The 17,793-nt window shown below is 30.4% G+C and carries 21 protein-coding genes and 1 pseudogene; 6 read left to right on the top strand and 16 right to left on the bottom strand.

Going from position 1 to position 17,793, the window contains the following annotated elements; genetic code table 11:
* Together JJD95_RS16095 and JJD95_RS16100 are read left to right on the top strand one after the other, a co-directional pair.
* Positions 1–634: EAL domain-containing protein (locus JJD95_RS16095; RefSeq protein ID WP_291644037.1), on the top strand; the 634-nt coding region annotated here is incomplete at its 5' end.
* Between the two features lie 16 nt (positions 635–650).
* A complete protein-coding gene (locus JJD95_RS16100) occupies positions 651–887 on the top strand; it encodes a hypothetical protein (protein ID WP_291644038.1) in 237 nt (78 codons plus the stop codon).
* A 639-nt stretch (positions 888–1,526) separates the two neighbouring features.
* Here JJD95_RS16100 and JJD95_RS16105 read toward each other — a convergent pair.
* The 5 genes and pseudogenes from JJD95_RS16105 to JJD95_RS16125 form a co-directional block, all read right to left on the bottom strand.
* Positions 1,527–1,874, bottom strand: coding sequence for a YggT family protein (locus JJD95_RS16105; protein WP_291644039.1), 348 nt, complete (start codon positions 1,872–1,874; stop codon positions 1,527–1,529).
* A 71-nt stretch (positions 1,875–1,945) separates the two neighbouring features.
* Entirely contained in the window at positions 1,946–2,233 is a 288-nt protein-coding gene (locus JJD95_RS16110; protein ID WP_291644040.1) for a hypothetical protein, read from the bottom strand.
* 215 nt (positions 2,234–2,448) lie between these two features.
* Positions 2,449–2,598: a lmo0937 family membrane protein gene (locus JJD95_RS16115; protein ID WP_291644041.1), complete on the bottom strand. Its 150-nt coding sequence runs from the start codon at positions 2,596–2,598 to the stop codon at positions 2,449–2,451.
* A 224-nt stretch (positions 2,599–2,822) separates the two neighbouring features.
* Positions 2,823–2,939 (bottom strand): annotated as a pseudogene (locus JJD95_RS16120) (sugar phosphate nucleotidyltransferase); the annotation flags it as partial.
* A 64-nt stretch (positions 2,940–3,003) separates the two neighbouring features.
* On the bottom strand, positions 3,004–3,201 hold the full coding sequence (locus tag JJD95_RS16125) for a hypothetical protein (protein WP_291644042.1): 198 nt from the start codon (positions 3,199–3,201) through the stop codon (positions 3,004–3,006).
* A 395-nt stretch (positions 3,202–3,596) separates the two neighbouring features.
* On the opposite strand from JJD95_RS16125, the gene JJD95_RS16130 reads away from it, so the two are divergent.
* Positions 3,597–3,806 (top strand): helix-turn-helix transcriptional regulator, encoded by a 210-nt coding sequence (locus tag JJD95_RS16130; RefSeq protein ID WP_291644043.1) that lies wholly within the window; start codon positions 3,597–3,599, stop codon positions 3,804–3,806.
* A gap of 640 nt (positions 3,807–4,446) precedes the next feature.
* Here JJD95_RS16130 and JJD95_RS16135 read toward each other — a convergent pair.
* A complete protein-coding gene (locus JJD95_RS16135) occupies positions 4,447–4,848 on the bottom strand; it encodes an ATP-binding protein (RefSeq protein ID WP_291644044.1) in 402 nt (133 codons plus the stop codon).
* Between the two features lie 168 nt (positions 4,849–5,016).
* Here JJD95_RS16135 and JJD95_RS16140 point away from each other — a divergent pair, with 168 nt between their 5' ends.
* Genes JJD95_RS16140 through JJD95_RS16150 form a run of 3 tightly spaced genes read left to right on the top strand, consistent with a single transcriptional unit; the run spans position 5,017 to position 8,237 of the window.
* Positions 5,017–6,252 carry a site-specific integrase gene (locus tag JJD95_RS16140; RefSeq protein WP_291644045.1) on the top strand — a complete coding sequence of 412 codons (1,236 nt, stop codon included), beginning with the start codon at positions 5,017–5,019 and terminating at the stop codon, positions 6,250–6,252.
* Positions 6,245–7,228, top strand: a complete 984-nt coding sequence (locus tag JJD95_RS16145; protein ID WP_291644046.1) for a tyrosine-type recombinase/integrase — start codon at positions 6,245–6,247, stop codon at positions 7,226–7,228. Before JJD95_RS16140 ends, JJD95_RS16145 begins: the two co-directional genes overlap by 8 nt.
* Positions 7,215–8,237 carry a site-specific integrase gene (locus JJD95_RS16150; protein WP_291644047.1) on the top strand — a complete coding sequence of 341 codons (1,023 nt, stop codon included), beginning with the start codon at positions 7,215–7,217 and terminating at the stop codon, positions 8,235–8,237. The genes JJD95_RS16145 and JJD95_RS16150 overlap by 14 nt, the downstream gene beginning before the upstream one ends.
* 18 nt (positions 8,238–8,255) lie before the next feature.
* Here JJD95_RS16150 and JJD95_RS16155 read toward each other — a convergent pair whose 3' ends face one another.
* The 10 genes from JJD95_RS16155 to JJD95_RS16195 form a co-directional block, all read right to left on the bottom strand.
* Positions 8,256–8,645, bottom strand: a complete 390-nt coding sequence (locus JJD95_RS16155; protein ID WP_291644048.1) for an ATP-binding protein — start codon at positions 8,643–8,645, stop codon at positions 8,256–8,258.
* Positions 8,642–10,150, bottom strand: coding sequence for an IS21 family transposase (istA, locus tag JJD95_RS16160; protein WP_291644049.1), 1,509 nt, complete (start codon positions 10,148–10,150; stop codon positions 8,642–8,644). Before istA ends, JJD95_RS16155 begins: the two co-directional genes overlap by 4 nt.
* Positions 10,151–10,227: 77 nt before the next feature.
* Positions 10,228–11,475 (bottom strand): hypothetical protein, encoded by a 1,248-nt coding sequence (locus tag JJD95_RS16165; RefSeq protein WP_291644050.1) that lies wholly within the window; start codon positions 11,473–11,475, stop codon positions 10,228–10,230.
* Positions 11,476–11,521: 46 nt separating this feature from the next.
* Positions 11,522–12,073 (bottom strand): TIR domain-containing protein, encoded by a 552-nt coding sequence (locus JJD95_RS16170; protein WP_291644051.1) that lies wholly within the window; start codon positions 12,071–12,073, stop codon positions 11,522–11,524.
* A gap of 149 nt (positions 12,074–12,222) precedes the next feature.
* Positions 12,223–13,050 (bottom strand): macro domain-containing protein, encoded by an 828-nt coding sequence (locus JJD95_RS16175; protein ID WP_291644052.1) that lies wholly within the window; start codon positions 13,048–13,050, stop codon positions 12,223–12,225.
* Positions 13,051–13,125: 75 nt separating this feature from the next.
* Positions 13,126–13,923 carry a hypothetical protein gene (locus JJD95_RS16180; RefSeq protein WP_291644053.1) on the bottom strand — a complete coding sequence of 266 codons (798 nt, stop codon included), beginning with the start codon at positions 13,921–13,923 and terminating at the stop codon, positions 13,126–13,128.
* A 641-nt stretch (positions 13,924–14,564) separates the two neighbouring features.
* Positions 14,565–15,794, bottom strand: coding sequence for a helix-turn-helix transcriptional regulator (locus JJD95_RS16185; protein ID WP_291644054.1), 1,230 nt, complete (start codon positions 15,792–15,794; stop codon positions 14,565–14,567).
* 318 nt (positions 15,795–16,112) lie between these two features.
* Positions 16,113–16,931, bottom strand: a complete 819-nt coding sequence (locus JJD95_RS16190; protein WP_291644055.1) for a metallophosphoesterase — start codon at positions 16,929–16,931, stop codon at positions 16,113–16,115.
* A 149-nt stretch (positions 16,932–17,080) separates the two neighbouring features.
* On the bottom strand, positions 17,081–17,314 hold the full coding sequence (locus JJD95_RS20140) for a zinc-ribbon domain-containing protein (RefSeq protein WP_367114835.1): 234 nt from the start codon (positions 17,312–17,314) through the stop codon (positions 17,081–17,083).
* Between the two features lie 115 nt (positions 17,315–17,429).
* A complete protein-coding gene (locus JJD95_RS16195) occupies positions 17,430–17,627 on the bottom strand; it encodes a hypothetical protein (protein ID WP_291644056.1) in 198 nt (65 codons plus the stop codon).
* Between the last annotated feature and the right edge of the window lie 166 nt (positions 17,628–17,793).

Consider the following 17,793-nt stretch of genomic DNA (forward strand, 5'->3'; position numbering starts at 1 on the left):
ATTTATTCCAATTGCTGAACAAACAAATTTGATTATTTCAATAGGAGAGTGGGTATTACGAACTGCCTGCATGCAAAATAAGATGTGGCAAAATGCAGGTTTACCACGAATCCGTATGGGAGTTAATCTTTCTGCTAAGCAATTTCAGAATGGCAATCTTGTCCGCGATGTGGAAGAAATTCTAAGCGAAACTGGCCTAGAGTGTCAGTACTTAGAACTGGAGATTACTGAAAGTGCTGTCATGAAGGGAAAAAGCAATATTATTGAAACCTTGACTATCTTTAAAAATATGGGTATTCACATAGCAATTGATGATTTTGGAACAGAGTATTCTTCTCTAAATTATCTAAAACAATTGCCTGCTGACAGAATTAAAATTCCAATGACGTTTATTCAGGGTATTGGCGTTAACACTAAAGATGAAGCAATTACGAAAGCCATTATTATATTAGCTAAAAACATGGGGCTCAGCGTTATTGCAGAGGGCGTTGAAAGGAAGAATCAACTTGATTTTTTAAATCAAGGGATGTGTGACGAGATACAAGGATTCTATTATTTTAAGCCTATGCCAGTCCATGAGGTGGAAGCATTATTGAGAAAACCACTTATACATGATTTAAGTAACCCGTTATAGGGAAAAAACAGCCGTAATGTGGCATAGAATTGGTATGTTTTTTATAGGTGGATATACGTCAAAAACTATACCTTTAATTATTGCAGCATCTACTGTAGCCTCAGTAACGAATGGTATACATCATAATTTTTTTATTAAAGAAAAAAAGAATGATGAACGAAACATTAGTATTGAAAACAAGGCTAAAGCAAAGGCTTTCGATGTTATGCAATTAATATTTGGTATTCTTATAATTATATATGTTTTAATGTAATTATAACATTAATATTTAAAGTTTACCTTATCATATTAAAATAGGCCATTTCAAATATCATCAAAAATATAATTCTCATCCATTTTCGTTTAGTCTTTCCTATTTTGTCGTCAAACGGGCACCACAAACCCCATTTTCAACAAAGAATTCAAACAAATGAGTCCTAGCAGTATTGCTAGAGCCCTTCACAGTGGCGGAGAGAGGGAAATTCGAACTCCCGGAACGGAATAACCCATTCGCCTGTTTTCGAGTAGGTAACCAAATGTAAGATAACCCATTCTCTAAATTATGGTATGGTTAACCTTTAATACTCTAATTCAACTTAAATTAAAGCATAAGAAAACCCACAACTAATTAATTAGTTGTGGGTTTTACTGTCTAATAACTATGATTTTGATACAATTTAGCGACTTCTTCAATGAATTATGGATTTTAATATCGCTAAATTGTATGGGGTTTCTGCTAAAAGGTGCACACCCTTATATCATATGTTTCCTTAAACTTGCTATGTCTTGATAGAAAGCTGTAGTGTTCCAATTCTTAATTTCCTTATTACATACTTGAAAGTTTTTACTCATATTTTATTTTAGTGAATCATTCTTACTTATTCAAATTATTCAAATGTGACATGTTTTAGACTCATCGTATTGCTTTGTCTTTAGGAGTTTCTGAGATTTTAATTAGCTTTACTACTCCATATGCAATAAGTGCATAAACAATCATGGCTATAACAGTGCTAGGCTCCAAGACTGCTTTGGTTTCTACCCCATTAGTTACAGCAGATCTAAAAATGCCACTAAATGGAGCCAGAAAAGCTCCTGATATAGTATATATAAGTGATACAAAGGTACTCCCGGGATTGGCTCCAAGAAGCTTAAAAACAAGTCTGAATGCAAGGAGAGTTTCAAGAATTCCAAGTATATAGTATACTATTTTTCTAAATTTGTGATTATTATCGCGGGATCTGTAAACTTCTTTTTCTTCCATTCGTTTTCCTCCAATTATTTAATTTTATTTATTCAAGACTACAGAATGTTATTTACAAAAAACAACAAGAATTATTTAAAATGCTTTGTTGCTTTGTCAAAGGATTCCTTAAGATCATTCCAAACATTTTCAGTTCCTTCTTTTATATCTTTCCAAGAACTTTCACTAGATTTTCTAAGTTGTTCATATTTTTCCTTCAAGTCATCCCTCTTACTCTCAAGCTTCTCCACTTGGTTAAGATATTCCAATTTCATATCAGCATGAACTTCTTTAGCTTTTCCACGCATTACCGCTAGTTTAGCATTGTACTGGTCTATCTGAGCATTAATTTTTTCTAAATACACATCTCGTTTTTCCATCTTTGATATATCCTCCTAACTATTATTAATAAGTGCATCTTCCATTTTGTAAACTGCAAGATTTCCGGATATTTTACGATATTATCACATAAAAGTAGCCATTCAAAATTAGAATTATAAGGATGAAATGCATACTTTCTTTGATAAAGAAACCAAATTTAACTTCTATGTTCCTGTATTAGATAAGATTTAATTTAACATTTATTAAATTCTTACTATAATTTTCTTCCACCAATGTAGTCAAAAATAAATAGTATAACAGCTATAACAATAATTATATGTATCAGACCTCCACCAATCTTAAGAACAAATCCCAATAACCATACTATTATCAATACTCCTATAATCCATCGTAAAAATGACATATAAATCACCTCCTTCATTTGTTAATTAATAAAATATTATATTAAATGGAATACCTTAATTATTATAAGTAATACAACCACACCAACAATTAATTTAGCCTATAATTAACACTCTTTTAAGAAACTTTATCTTATCTATATTAATTTTATAATCTATTTACTACATTTAAATCAGCTTTAATTTCGCTACCCTTTTCTATAACAATAATCTCACGACCATGCCCTAAACTTTCAATTGTACCAACATCCCGCCAATATCCTTTAAAAAGATACGCATAAAACTTTTGATTATTATTTAACATCTTTGGTATTATATTTTTTCCCAAATCATAGCAACTGTCATTTGTGTTAAAAATCAATGTTCCCAATTCCACTTAAAATCAAATTACTTATTTTAGCACCATTTTACATTGGAAAGAGAACTGGAACTAGAAGTATGGCTCCTAAAATGATACAAATACCTGTAACACTTATACCATCCAGTATATGTTTAACACCTTTTACATTATAATTGTCATTTTTAAGATGCTTTATCCCATTAATCCAAAAAACTAATGCTATTATCGTTACTAGGATATTCATTACAAATAATATTTTAACCATTTCGTCCTCCAAAATTATAAATTATTCCAAAGTAAGGGAATTAGGTAATGGTAATAAAAATATATCAATGAAATTCTATTCTCTCTATCCTCAAGCCTCTTAATATATTAATATATATTTTTATGTTAAATTGGTCTGAATTTTCAACTTCTTTTTCTATTGGATCATCCTTCCAAACTAATATAAGATTAATTGGTTTTATATTATAATTATAACATTTTTTTATTATGCATTAGACTGTATAATACTGACCTAGATAATATGCAAATACCATGTTATAATTATACCATTACTAAATATCGTTATTAACTATCGTTTCCGACAAAATACGACAAGATATATCAACGTAAATTATTATATTTGTCGTATTTAATGAAATCAAGGAGCCGTGTGATATGTATAAATTTAGATTTAAACTACTTGAGGTGAGAAAATCCAAATGTATGACTCAAAAGAGATTAGCATATTTATCAAATATATCACAGAGCCATATTAGCGAGTTAGAAACAGGCAAAGAGAGTCCCACATTAAAAACTGTAGAAAATTTAGCGTATGCACTTAAAACACATCCATCTGATTTATTAGAGGTAAACAAACATAAATAATATTATATATTGAGATATTATTATCAAGGAATATAGATATGAATTAACAACTCCAAGCAATAACGTTATGTGATGTATCTATAACAATCGATACAAGATGGAAAACTAGATTTCCATTTCTAACATTACAATTCACTCTAAAAAGAACAAAAAGTATTTCAACGTTTAAGTTCACTGTTGAAATACTTTTTATTCTTTCAAATGATATTCTTTTATTGTTCTATACAATGTAATTCTTAAAGTAGCATCTATAATATATAGACACATAGCATAATTAAATGCTCCTCATTTTATTAAAAGATTTTTGTTTTTTAAATCTGTCTACTTAGGGGAGCATATTAAATTCCAATGAAATTTTTGCTTTTATTTTATGTATGGCGGAGTTTTTAATTTTTTTTATTAATAACTATATAATCTACAAAACCAGTAATGAAGATGATTATAAAAATTTGAAGTGATTGACTTTCAAGTGCACCATGACTATTAAATTTAGTTACTTAAACTAAGCCTAATACTAATAATAAGTTCACTAACCCATAAATGAATATTGTAAATATTTTCGATAACATACTTATTCTTGTTTTTGGCAAGCTAAAAACCATGCATTGCGGAACTTAATTTTTCCAGCACCCTATTTCCATTATTGGGTATTCATGGTTGAGTGTGTTAAGCGGTAGCTTGGGCCACTAAAAACTAATAAATGGCTATGATGAACTAGTCGATCAATGATAGCACTGGTAAGCTTTTCGTCATAAAAAATACCATTCCATTTGCTGAATTCTAAGTTAGTGGTTATAATTATACTTCGTTTTTCATAACATTCTGAGATTACTTGAAATAGTAACTGAGCTCCCTCTTTTTCAAAAGGGACATACCCCCACTCATCACAAATCAACAAGTCCACTTTCTCTATCTGACGCATAAATCGTTTCAAATCTCCTTTAGCTTTTGCTTCGCTCAATTGATTAACTAGTGATGCTGTACGAAAGAACTTTACTCTTTTACCTCTAGAACAAGCAGCTACTCCTATGGCAGTGGCCATGTGACTTTTGCCTTTATGGAAAACTTTCCATAACGGAAATTATAGAAAGTTTTTGTTTATAGAAAGAAATAAGTGTATATGACTACATTGTTAGCTTATATGTGTTTATTTCTTTCCATAATGCATCAGAATAGATTATAGGAACTAATCTAGGAGGTGCCCAATAAAATGAAATTACCATTGAATGATTTAATTAGCAAAGTGCTAATGGAGCTTAAACGGCTAAACTATGCAAATAGTACTATAAAAAGCTATAGTCTGCTATACAAACGAGTAACTGCTTTTGCAAAAGAAAATGAGAAAAGCTATTTTTCAGAAGAATTAGGAAACAATTTTTTAAAAGAAGAGTATAACTGTACTGTGAATTATTATGAAGAAGCCCTTCCCAAAGGTTCTAAACATGCAATACGAATGATACGTGTCTTAGGTGATTACCAGCTTCATGGTGTATTGATAAGAAGAATTGTTAAAAAGCCTGGCTATGTGAAACCACCACAATTTGAATCAATACTGACTTCCTATGAAAAAGAATGTGAGCTTAATAATTATTCTAAGCGGGGAATGCGTACGCGTGTACAACGTCTATTCTTCTTTATTGATTATCTGGATTCTCGTAATGTACATGATATAAATGATGTTACGCCACAAATGATTTCTGACTATGTGAAAACTGTATTCCCACATCATGAAAAAAGTATAGCATCAATACTTACCACGCTCCGCATGTTTTTGAGATTTTTGTATCTCAACGAATATACTAAGTATGATTTAACGATAAGTGTTCCTAAGCAAAATAAGTATTATTATCCGTCAGTCCCTTCTACTTGGAATTCAGAAGAAGTACGTCGTATGCTTGAAATCATTGACAGAGGAAATCCTACCGGAAAAAGGAATTATGCAATTATATTGTTGGTTGCAAGGCTTGGTATAAGGGTTGGCGATGTGAAAAAGTTGAAGCTATCAGATTTTAACTGGAATACAAAGTCAATTGTCTTTATACAGGAGAAAACAAAAAACGCCACCAGTTACCCAATTTTAAATGATATTGGGTGGGCGATAATTGACTATTTAAAAAATGCTAGGCCTGTCAGTAGTTCTCCATATATCTTTATACGAATGAATGCACCTTTTGAAGCCTTCAGTAAAGATGCAAACCTTCATAATATTATCACGAAATATACACGTCTTGCCGGAATTTCAATACCAAAAGGAAAACGTCATGGTCTTCATTCTTTGAGGCACTCATTGGCAAGTGGGTTACTTGCACAAGGAACTCCTCTGCCAATAATATCAGAAATTCTAGGCCATTTAAATGCCAAGTCCACAAGTGTATATCTTAGGACTGACATTGAAGGACTTCGTGCATGTGCTCTTGATCCTGAGGGGGTGTTCCTTAATGACTGAGAAAATATTTGTTTTTGAAAGTATCCTTGGAAATTTGATGGAAGACTTTATATTGGAAAAAAGGTCGGTCGGTTACAAGTTTCAAAAAGGAGCTGCTATGCTAAAAAGATTTGATATTCTAATTACACAAAAGTGTTTAATTGAAAAAAAGCTTACAAAGGAAATGATCTTGTTATGGACAGAAAAATCACCAAATGAAACAAACGCAACCAGATGCGGGAGAATATCAATTGCACGGGGATTTGCACAATATATGGTGCGTCTTGGATATCAGGCGCATATTTATCCAAGATCAACAATTACTATTAGCCGTTATTCTTATATTCCATACATCTTTTCAGAAGAGGAAATAAAGACTATATTTCATATTTGTGATAACTATCAAATTTCTGACTGTTCTCCAAATCGACATCTAATACTTCCCATTCTGTTCCGGATATTATACGGTTGCGGACTAAGAATTTCAGAAGCGCTCAATCTCACATTTGAAGACGTTGATTTAGAGCATGGTACTCTATTTATTAGGAATGCAAAATTTGGGAAGGAACGTATTATTCCAATGGCTAGAAGCCTATCTGAACGCTGCCGCGTATATATGGAAGAATTAAATACTAACAAAGTTAACAACAATTTTTTATTTCCATCACCTTATGGTGGTCAGTATAAGTGCAACACAATCTATAAATTATTCCGTGGGATACTTTGGAAATTAGGAATTTCACACACCGGAAAAGGTCCACGCGTTCATGATATAAGACATGCCTTTTCCATTCATTGTTTAAAAAAATGGGTTCTCAAAGGAGAAGATTTGACCAACCTTCTTCCATACTTATCTGCTTATTTAGGCCATGTTGATTTAAGAGGGACTCAGCACTATCTGAGACTGACTGCAGATTTATACCCAGACATTATAGCTAAAGTAGAAGAAAGTTTTTCATCTTTGATTCCGGAGGTGACGTCATATGAAACAGACTGATTTTGCCAAAACACTAACGTGTTATCTATCTAAATTTCTTCCAGGTGAGCGTAATGTCAGTACTAACACGATAAAATCTTACAGAGACACCTTTAAACAGTTGCTAATATATATGTCTTCTGAGTGCAAACTCAAACCACAATATCTTACCTTCAGTGGTATCAACTCTGAAACAATAAAAGGTTTCCTGTTTTGGCTTGAAAATACACGTAGTGTAGGTATTAATACACGTAACCAAAGGCTTGCAGCAATACATAGTTTTTATAGATACGTGCAGTCAGAACGTCCAGAGATAATTTTTGAATGTCAAAAAATTTTAGGTGTTCCATTCAAAAAACGCCAGCAACCTACAATAAAACATTTAACACAAGAGAATCTTCAATTGTTGCTAAAGCAACCTAATATAACAACTCAAAGAGGGCTTCGAGATCTTGTAATCATGGTAACGCTTTACGATACTGGTTCAAGAATTCAAGAATTACTTGACTTGAGGGTTTGTGATGTAAGAATTTCAAAACCGGCTACTATTACATTAACAGGTAAAGGAAATAAAAAGAGATGTGTTCCTATTATGGATAAGACCTGTGCATTGATCCAAAATTATATGAATGAACATCACCTTTTAGAAAACGGAAAGCAAAACTACCCTTTATTTTATAACAGTAGAAATTCTGCGTTTACAAGACCTGGAGTAACATATATTTTAAAAAAATATTTTATTCTTGCAAAAAAAACTAATGCTTTAGTATTATTTCCAGAATCTATTAATCCACATATGCTGAGACACACGAAAGCTTTTCACTTGTTAGAAGCTGGAGTGAATCTTATTTATATAAGAGATTTTCTTGGACACGTAAGTGTTACTACAACAGAAGTCTATTTGAGAGCTGATACTGAAATTAAAAGAAAAGCATTAGAGTCAATGTATATTGATGTTGTAACACAAGATATTCCAGTTTGGGCCGAAGATACAGATTTATTAAGTTGGCTTCAAGATTTCTGTACGTAATTATTATCGAAAGATTTTTTATATAATTAAGACGTTATTACTTGACATTTTTAAAAATCTTTCTATAAACAAAAACTTTCTATAATTTCCGGTCCCAACAGGGCCATATAATACTAAATTCTCTAGCTTATCAATAAAACCTCCGGTTTTTAAATCATCAATATCAATTGCTTGAGGAACTTGAATATCTTTGAAAATATAATCTTCAAAGGTTTTAATAACATCAAATCCAGCTGATTTAAGGTTTCTATTTCTTCTAACTACTTCTCTATTTTCAGCTTCACGTTTTAATATTTGTGCTAAGAAGTCCCCAAAATCCGTTGCTTGAATTTCTGCATAGTTTTCATAAAAACTAGTTCCTAGTCTAAGTTCTTTGCAATAATGCTTTATTAACACATCTGAGTTCATTGATTTAGTCCTCCTGCAACCATTAATTTATCATAAACAGTTATGTCAGGAGTGTACTTCTCAAGTTTTGGTACTGTTTCAGAAAGACAAATTTCTAGTTCCGGTAAAGGGCCGGTCGTTAATCGGCAATAGGTGGCCCAAATACTATCTACATCACTTGTCCCACATTTAATGCTTTCTTCAAATGCTGCTATTGCAGAATCTATATTTGTATTTGCTGTCATTTTGGTAAATAGTTTAAGTGCTTGCTTTTTGCTTACATAATCACATTGATTCATATATTCTTTAATAGTTGTAGGTAATTGATTAAAGAGCCCTGTGTATTTTAGGGCCGTAGGCCGCTTAGACATAAGTTCTAAATAAGGAACCCAAATCATCGATTCCTTTTCCTCTCCATATAGCCTGCTATGAGTAACTATAAGTTTACTGTTATAATCTAACACATCAATATCATAGGCTCCAACTTTAAACATAACTTGTTGTCCTGCCATATTTGGAGATGTTGAATAAAGTCTTCCATCAAACTTTGCTTTACCATAATTGTCTGCCTTTGCAAATTGATGCAAATACACTTCAAATGGAGCATCCGGAAGTTTAAAGAACTCTATGATATCTTCTTCAAACAAATCTTTGATAAGCCCATGGCCCTTATAATGCATTCTATTCATGTCCTTATCACATTTTTCAAGAAGTTCCTTGTTGAATTCTTTTAGACTCTTAAATTCCGGAACTGGCACTAAGAGATTTCGGCGGTGGTATCCTACCTTTGCTTCGACGGACCCTTTTTCGTTACCACTATTTGGATTACAAAAATTACTTTGAAAGCCATAGTGCATCATAAATCTTATAAATCCATTTGTTAAATCACGTTTCCCATATTCTTTAACTTTCTTAACTGCTGTAGACATATTGTCAAACCATATAGCTATTGGAACTCCGCCAACATGTTCAAATATTGCTTTCATACCTTCTAATAGGCATTCTTGATTTTGACTTTTAAAGAGTTGCATATAGCCACCATTGCTATGTGGATAAGATATATTAAGGTAATTGCCGTCATATGTAATACCATTTTCAATAAAACGTGCTTCTCCAAAATCAACCTGAGCTTCACCTGGTGGATGCTCTAGTGGTAGAAATCCATCGGTAACCATCACCAATTCTTTTCGTAGCTTTGCAACGAATTTTCTTACGGATCTTTCATGGGCATCAAACTCATTTGGGTAAAGTTCTTCTAATCGATCATGTATTCTTTTTGCAGTATGCTGTTGTTTGTGTGGAGCCTTCTTATCATCAGTGAGCCATTTCAAGACAATATCTCTGTAGGGTGATAATTTGCCCTCACGCTTTTGTTTTATGGGCATTGGGAGATTAAAATCTTCTTTATCAACATATCTTTTTACTGTAGAAAAATCATGCCCAGTAATTTCCGCAATTTTTCTTAAACTTTTTCCTTCAAATTTCCTCAAATGTCTGATACGATATATGTGTTCCATTGTTAGCATCTCCTCGTTCTCCTTTTCAGTTTCGTCACTAAAAAGGATAGTATATTTTGAGGGTGCTGGCAATGGATTTTTCCATTTTATGCTTGGTTTTTTAAAGGCCGGTCTGCATTGATTTTAGTATACCAGAAACACCTAGGAACATCGTCATAATCATATCTTAGGTTGCTATATATATATTCTTTTTTTAACTCAAAATACCCATATTCTCTAAGCTTATAAACTTGATCTTTACTTGGCAAGAACTGTAATCCTTTAATCGGAAGATCATTTAAAAATATTTTTATATCTTCTTTGGGTGTATAATTCTCAAGTAAATCTAACACTAATCTCCAATATATATTAGTGTAATCATACATATAGGTTGTTATATATGTTTTGTTTATCCAAGTATATAACATATCTTTTTTAAAACTAATATCATTTTCTTCCCTTAACAATATTTTTAGCACTTGTGGATAGATATCATAAAACTTTATGAAATTGTAAGCTTCACTTTTTATATATTCTAATACACTTTTTTGAATAATATTATTACTATTACAAATTACATACTCCCAAAATAATTTAAGTTTATCTTTGTCGCATACAGACATATTACTTATTTGTTTATCAACTTCAAACCATATTTCATATAAATCTTCTTTGTCTAATTCTTTTTTTTCTAGAGATTCAATATGCATTTTATATGTTATTTTTATATTTTCGTCTTGGTCTCTAAATGACTTAAATATTGAATCAATACAATCTTTATTTAACTTCTCTTTATCAATAATATCTATCGTATTACTATTCTTACTATTTTTATTTTCTGACTTTATAGTTTCAATTTCTTCTAAAAATTTTTCTAATCCTTCGTTCCAATCAAATTCATCTTCTTGCAAATCAAATTTTTGTATTATTTTATTTTTTAGTATTATTAAACTTTGTTTATTGAAATTAAACACAGATTTTCGATTATCTATGGCACTATCATAAAATTTTTTGTTATTAAAATCAAATTCTGGAGTGAATACTATATCATAATCATTATCTAATACCCATGTTGCACCCATCTCGTTTAAACATGCAACGCTTTCATAATAATTACTGGATAGTAATAACAATATATATACATTGTTAATCATTTGTTTTTTTAAGTATTCAAATATATTCATACCATCTGGTACTCCATAACCTGGAACGCCAGTAAAAATTATTTGATTTCGCTTAACTTGCAAACATCTAATTAAATCCACAAATGCTTGTCCATACTTCTTATCATCTGAAGAATGGCTTATGAATAATTTAATATTTCCCATAATATTATTCTCACTTTTCATCTTCATATTTTTATAGAACCTTGAAAGAAACTATCTCTACTAACAAATAGACTTATTTCAATCCCCAATTTTTATATGCCTCGTCTGAATAATAATTCAAACAACCTTTAAGTTTATTTGTATGTACATCAAATTGTGAAATTGCATCTAAAATCATTTCCTTTTTAGCTGGCATATGTATACAGCATGCTTTAAAATCACTTATTTTTTCATTCAAAGCCCTTGGCCACAAATTTGATAATTTTATTGGTTCTTGAATAATATTATAATCTGGATAAACAATAATTAAAGGAATCTTAAATAAATCAACAGCTTTTTCTATTTCATAATTAAGCATACCTCTATCCCACTCTGTATCCTTTGAAATTATCAAAATCATTTGTTTTGAGCTTCTCATTCTTTCCAGCAATCGTACTTGTAAAGTTTTTTTATTACTATCATCTTTAACTTGGTACGTTTTGATGTGGCTATCACTAAACTGAAAATCTATACGATCATTTTCCTTCCATGCTTTCATTAAATTATAATATCTTATATCACTTTCAGTTGGGTTTGTAGTATCCTTACCACTAAAGGCAACATATGTACCATTCCTGTATGCCATTTTCAACTCTCCTTTTTCAATTTATAAAAACTCATCTTTTATCTCACTACATAATACTCTGTATACATTCAGAAATAGTAGCTGTCTTGAATGCTAGTAAATATGTTGAAGCATTTTGTAACATGACAGTGAATGCAAATCTATATTTATTATAGTTCAGCTATACTAATTTTATCTTTATCATTTTTATTCACAATAATATTTAATTTATCTTTCAACTTATCATCATTCATTTTTATCAATTCTACCAATGTTTTAAGAATAAATTGTTTTTGCTTGTTTAATCTAGACATTCTACCAGTACCAATCAACGGTATACTAATTTCATTACCTTGTGAATGTTTATCGTAATACTCCATTAATGAGTTAATTGCTACACAATAACTTTTCGTTGTACATTGAGCATTTAAGTTATCATCAAATTCAGTTAACGCTAATAAATAATATGTTGAGACACCGCATTTAATTTCTGCTATACTTCCGAACGGATATCTGTCCTTCTTTCCTTCTACTTTAGTTATGATATTTTTAGATACATACCCATTTCTTAATAATGATTCACTTATTTTGTTATCTAGTTCTTGTATATTATTTTCAAAATACTTGTTAATAAATAAACCATGCAGTGTATCTTTAGCAATAAGAGTATTATTTACAACCGTATCAAAACAACAATTAACAGAAATAACTTTTATAGGTGATTTATCTTCAAAAATATCTCCATATTTCACTATAAATTCTTTATCACCGCATTTAATAACCTTTTTATCTTTACGTACTGCCAAAAAAACAGATATTATAATTAGTAAAATCAAAATCAATATAATGACACCTATTTTTGCTATATTACTTGAGAATTTATCTTCAATATTATAAAAAATTGAAATAAACCCAAGTGCAGATGAAATTGATGCTAGAAGTTTTATATACCATATCATTATTGCTCTACAATTACTCTTAATTCTATTTATCATCATCCCTTATCCCCTCATACATTTTTTTACTTACTTACTTACTTACTTACTTACTTACTTACTTACTTACTTACTTACTTACTTAATTGGTAACATATTTTTTATTTCATATAGTCCATCTAGGCTATAACAATAATTTATATATTTTGTTTTTCTCCATTCGCATATATCATTAAAGTTAATATCTTTGAGATGATCTAACGTTATATTATACTTAACCTTTAGTTGGCTAAATTCTTTGTGAATAACAGCCTCTTTTAAAATTTCTTTTCTATATTCAGATAATTCCCTATTTCTTATAACTTGTGAAATAAATAACTCATAGTATAGCCATGGAGATGTCGTGGATTCCATACATTCTGATATACTTAATGACTCAGGCGTATTTATAAAAAATATACATTCTGTTCTGTCTATCATTTTTGATAACGCAACTGTTAACATTGTGTGTACATGGCTTGTGGAGTAATTTCGTTTTTTATAATCATAGCTATCTTTGTTGATATCTGATACACAATACTTATCATCTATTTTTTTCAATAAATTATCTGCAGAACCCCATACCAAAGAATCAATAAAAACGTCAATTTTAAAAGTATCTTCTAACCATGCTGCCAAACGTATTACATTTTCTTTGTCATTATGTGAGTGTGATATGAATACATCACCCTTTATTGCAGAAAACCATTTATCTTGAAGTTCTGTTCCTTGTATAACTCCATCTACACCTATATATAATTCTAATTCTTGTTCTATTTCTTTTTTAATTTTATCGTACTTGACAGTATAGTTGTTTATTTTTTGTTTTGAATCATACCATTCATCTAGTAAATATATAAATGATTCATCAAATTTTATATTAAATCCGCTAAACATTTTACCCCTCCAAATTGTAGTAATTTACTATAGATAACCAATTAGCTAACACTTATTTACAACTCAATCAAAACTATTAGTTTAGGTAGTGTTTATATTGACTTTAACTATATGCTAAGACCATTAAAATTGCTTATGTCGTTAATTAAAGTATGTAAAAACGTTCATATTAAGTTTATACATTTATTATACAATATATAGCATTTTTTTCCTACATAAACTTACATTAACTTTCTATACTACTTCTTTTATCAATTCATGACAACAAAAGACACCAACAAGGTTAGCTCATTTTTAAGCTAACCTTGTTGGTGTTATCAATTACCTTATATATTCCACTCTATTTCCTTATCATCTGTAGTTGTAAAAGTTATCTCATGTTCTGAATCCCCCTCAACAGTTTTAATAGTGCCATTCCAAAGTTCCTCATCAACCTCATATACTAACCAATTCTTTGCTCCAATTCTCGCATAAAAGCTATAATGCTTTCCCGCTTAGCTCTTCACTTAAGACGTTTATCATCTATTTCACCACATCCATCTTTTATATTTTCATAATGCTCTGATAAAACCTTGTACCGTTCTTCATATTCTAATTTTGGGAGCAGCTAGGTTCTCTAACCAATTTTTCTATTGTAACTTTCATTTTATGATTTCTCCTTTATCATTTTGTTCTAAAAAGTAGGCCATTTTCAACGCTCTATTTTGAATAATATGTAATATATTATCCAGGCATTCTTTTGCCTCGATTAAATTATTTGGCATAGGATTTTCTAACGACTGCCCTCTAAACAATGGAATTCCTACCAAAATATCTTTATTGTTCTTTTTAGTAACATAGTAAAACTCCTCTAAAAAATACTTTCTCCTGTTTTCCAAGAAAAAACCGTACCAGTTTTCTATTACAGAATAAGGAATTTCAAATTTTTTGATATATTTCTCATATTTCAATTCTGTTTTTTCGCTTACACATTTTTGTATCTTATCAACCATCAGTGGAAGATAATCCATAACATCAGGCAAAAATCCCTTGACGTAATTATACTCTTTCTTAGCATCCTCTGGACAAGGCATAAAATTAGCCATACAATGACATAATGCAGACAATTTTTGGATACCACTAATTTCTCCAGCTATCTTTTTAGCAAATTTACTGTGAACGTTTTTATCATCAAGAAATTTACTATAATAACTACTCTCTGGATAATCTTTATTATGTTTATAGAATGAAGCCGCAATTTCTTTTCCGCTAGACTTATACCAGTAACCCAAATGTTTACTTTCTGAATAATTATATATCACTTTATCAATTTTTACGTTAAAATCGGTATATTTAATCTTACTATTTTGAGCGTAAGTAACTAATAATGCTATATATGTAGTCCATGCAGAGCAAATAACATCAAAACATTCTTGTTCCCAACCTAATTTTTTATATATATTATAAGCATACTCTCTGGCTTCATATTCTGTCACATTCTCTTCCGACTTAAAACTTGTTTTCCAGGATTTCATCAACGATGTCAATGCATCATCATCCACTTTATTATCAATAATTTCTGATATATATACCTCCTTGTTATCTTTTGTTAATTTATCAACCCACTCTTCCATCGTTACTACTTCTTCTTGAAAAATATTTTCTTCTTCATATAATTCTTCCATCTTACAACCCAATACTGTCGCCACCTTAACAAGTTTATTATTCCTTGGAATAGCATTTAAATTTATTTCCCATCTACTAATCGTCGTCGCATCAACTATAGAAACGCCATATCTACTATTTACCTCATTAGCAAGTTCAAGCTGAGACAACCCCAATTCCATTCTTTTTTCTCGTAATAATACTCCCTTAAATTTTTTATTTTCCATATTTCACCTCTCTAAATTTTATTGAAATACTTTTTTTTCTTGTAACTTATCAATACAAGTTTAATTAACTATCATTAATTATTATTAACTATTATTAACTATCGTTAACTATTATTAACTATCATTAAACTGTATTAATTCTTATTTCTTTATTTTATTATAACACTACTTTATAGTAAACCTCAATTAAAAAATTAAATTTATATGTACAATAAAAAAACATTTTGAATTTTTATTTTCTGTGATTATGTGTCTTTCGGCAAAATAATCCAATCTATGTTCCAGTTAGCTATTTTAATACTCCTTATCAATAATCTCCTATTTAATCAAATATTCTTCCCATTCAATTGTCTCTTCTTCATCTATTTGCTTTTTAAATGAATAATATTTTTTTGAAACAGTATCGTATTTTAATAGAGGTATAATACCACTTACATTAGTCTCACCATCAATAAAGAAATGACTTTTCCCATCCCAATAAACACTATGGAAGTCTTTATCTTTAGCTAATGAACTTGTGCTTATATGTCCTGCAATAATATATTTGTAAAATTTACCAAAGGTTGCTGGATATTTACTCACAAAATAATCTTCTGGAGTGCCATGCATCCAATATTCTTCAGCTTCTTCATCAACTCCTGCGTGTACCAGTATTTGACAGTCAGTTTCATAATAGAATGGCAAATTCTTTAACCATTTAACTAACTGAATATGATTATTTAAAATGTCTTTTTTTACTAATTTAGCAACATCGAACAAATAATTGTGATATCCTAATTTTGCTTTTAACTTGCCAATCATTTCTCTTGTTAATGATGAAATAAATGTATTGCTTGTAGAGAAATCTCTGTCAGCCCCAAGCCATTCAATATTCCAAATATCCCTATCATCTGCATTTAGAAATTCTAAAAACATATATTCGTGATTTCCCATAATTGCAGTCACTTGATTAGGATAGGTTTCCGTTAATTCTTTAATTTTATATAATACATTGCAACTATCCGTACCATAATCAATATAGTCACCACAAAAAATAAGTTTATTACCTTCATTACTTGATAAATCAATTAAAGACAACACTTCATTTAAAGGTTCAGAGAATCCATGTATATCGCTAATTGCAAAAATATAAGCCATTTGCTTACCTCCGTATAAAACTTACTTTCAATTACATCAATATTACTATACAATTTTGACTTAATTAATCTAACTCAACGATTTCCTGAAATAGCAACATTATATTCCCCATTTCTCTATCAGTGTGATACCATCTGGAATAAGAAAGTCTATTTTCTATAGAATCCAACCATTCTTTTGTTCTTGCTCCTTTTGGATCTATTACAGTTAGGACAGCCTTTACCCTTAGATCTATTACTTATCAAACTCTCCCATTCATTATTGCACACATGGCATTTCCACCATACTTTTTTTTGGGTACCACGGGTTATATTGAATGGAGACAAGGGGAAATTTTTATCATACTGCCATTCACTACTCAACTCAGGATTTGTTATAGCCAAACAATTTTCATTGCTTGCATATCTACCTGAACAATAGGGACAACCTCTTCCTTGTGTCCTACTAGCTATTACTGTTTGCCATTCATGTCCTTTATCACATTTCCACCATACTTTTTTATTGGAACCAGGAGTCTATTGTTAAAATAGTAGATAATTTGGATAATGATGCTTCGCATATAGATTTATCGTGGAAAGTGCATAAGGATATAAAACCTTCAGCTGTAAGGGAAACTTCTCTTTGTACAAATTTTGTTTCCCTAGCAATCATTTTAAGATAGCTTTTTTCGAACAATCCCTTAATTAATTCCGTCATCTTTCTGTTAATTACATTCACTTTTATGTAAGCGATGGAACAAACACCGTAATGTAAATTAACCTCCTGTTTGATATACTTTGATAAAGTAGTCGATGGGAGGTTTTATTTTGAGATCCACAGCTGAAGATCTGCTTCTCTGGGAGCAAATAATTAATAAAAGAAC

Source organism: Clostridium sp. (assembly GCF_016650035.1).
Lineage (GTDB): Bacteria > Bacillota > Clostridia > Clostridiales > Clostridiaceae > Clostridium_AD.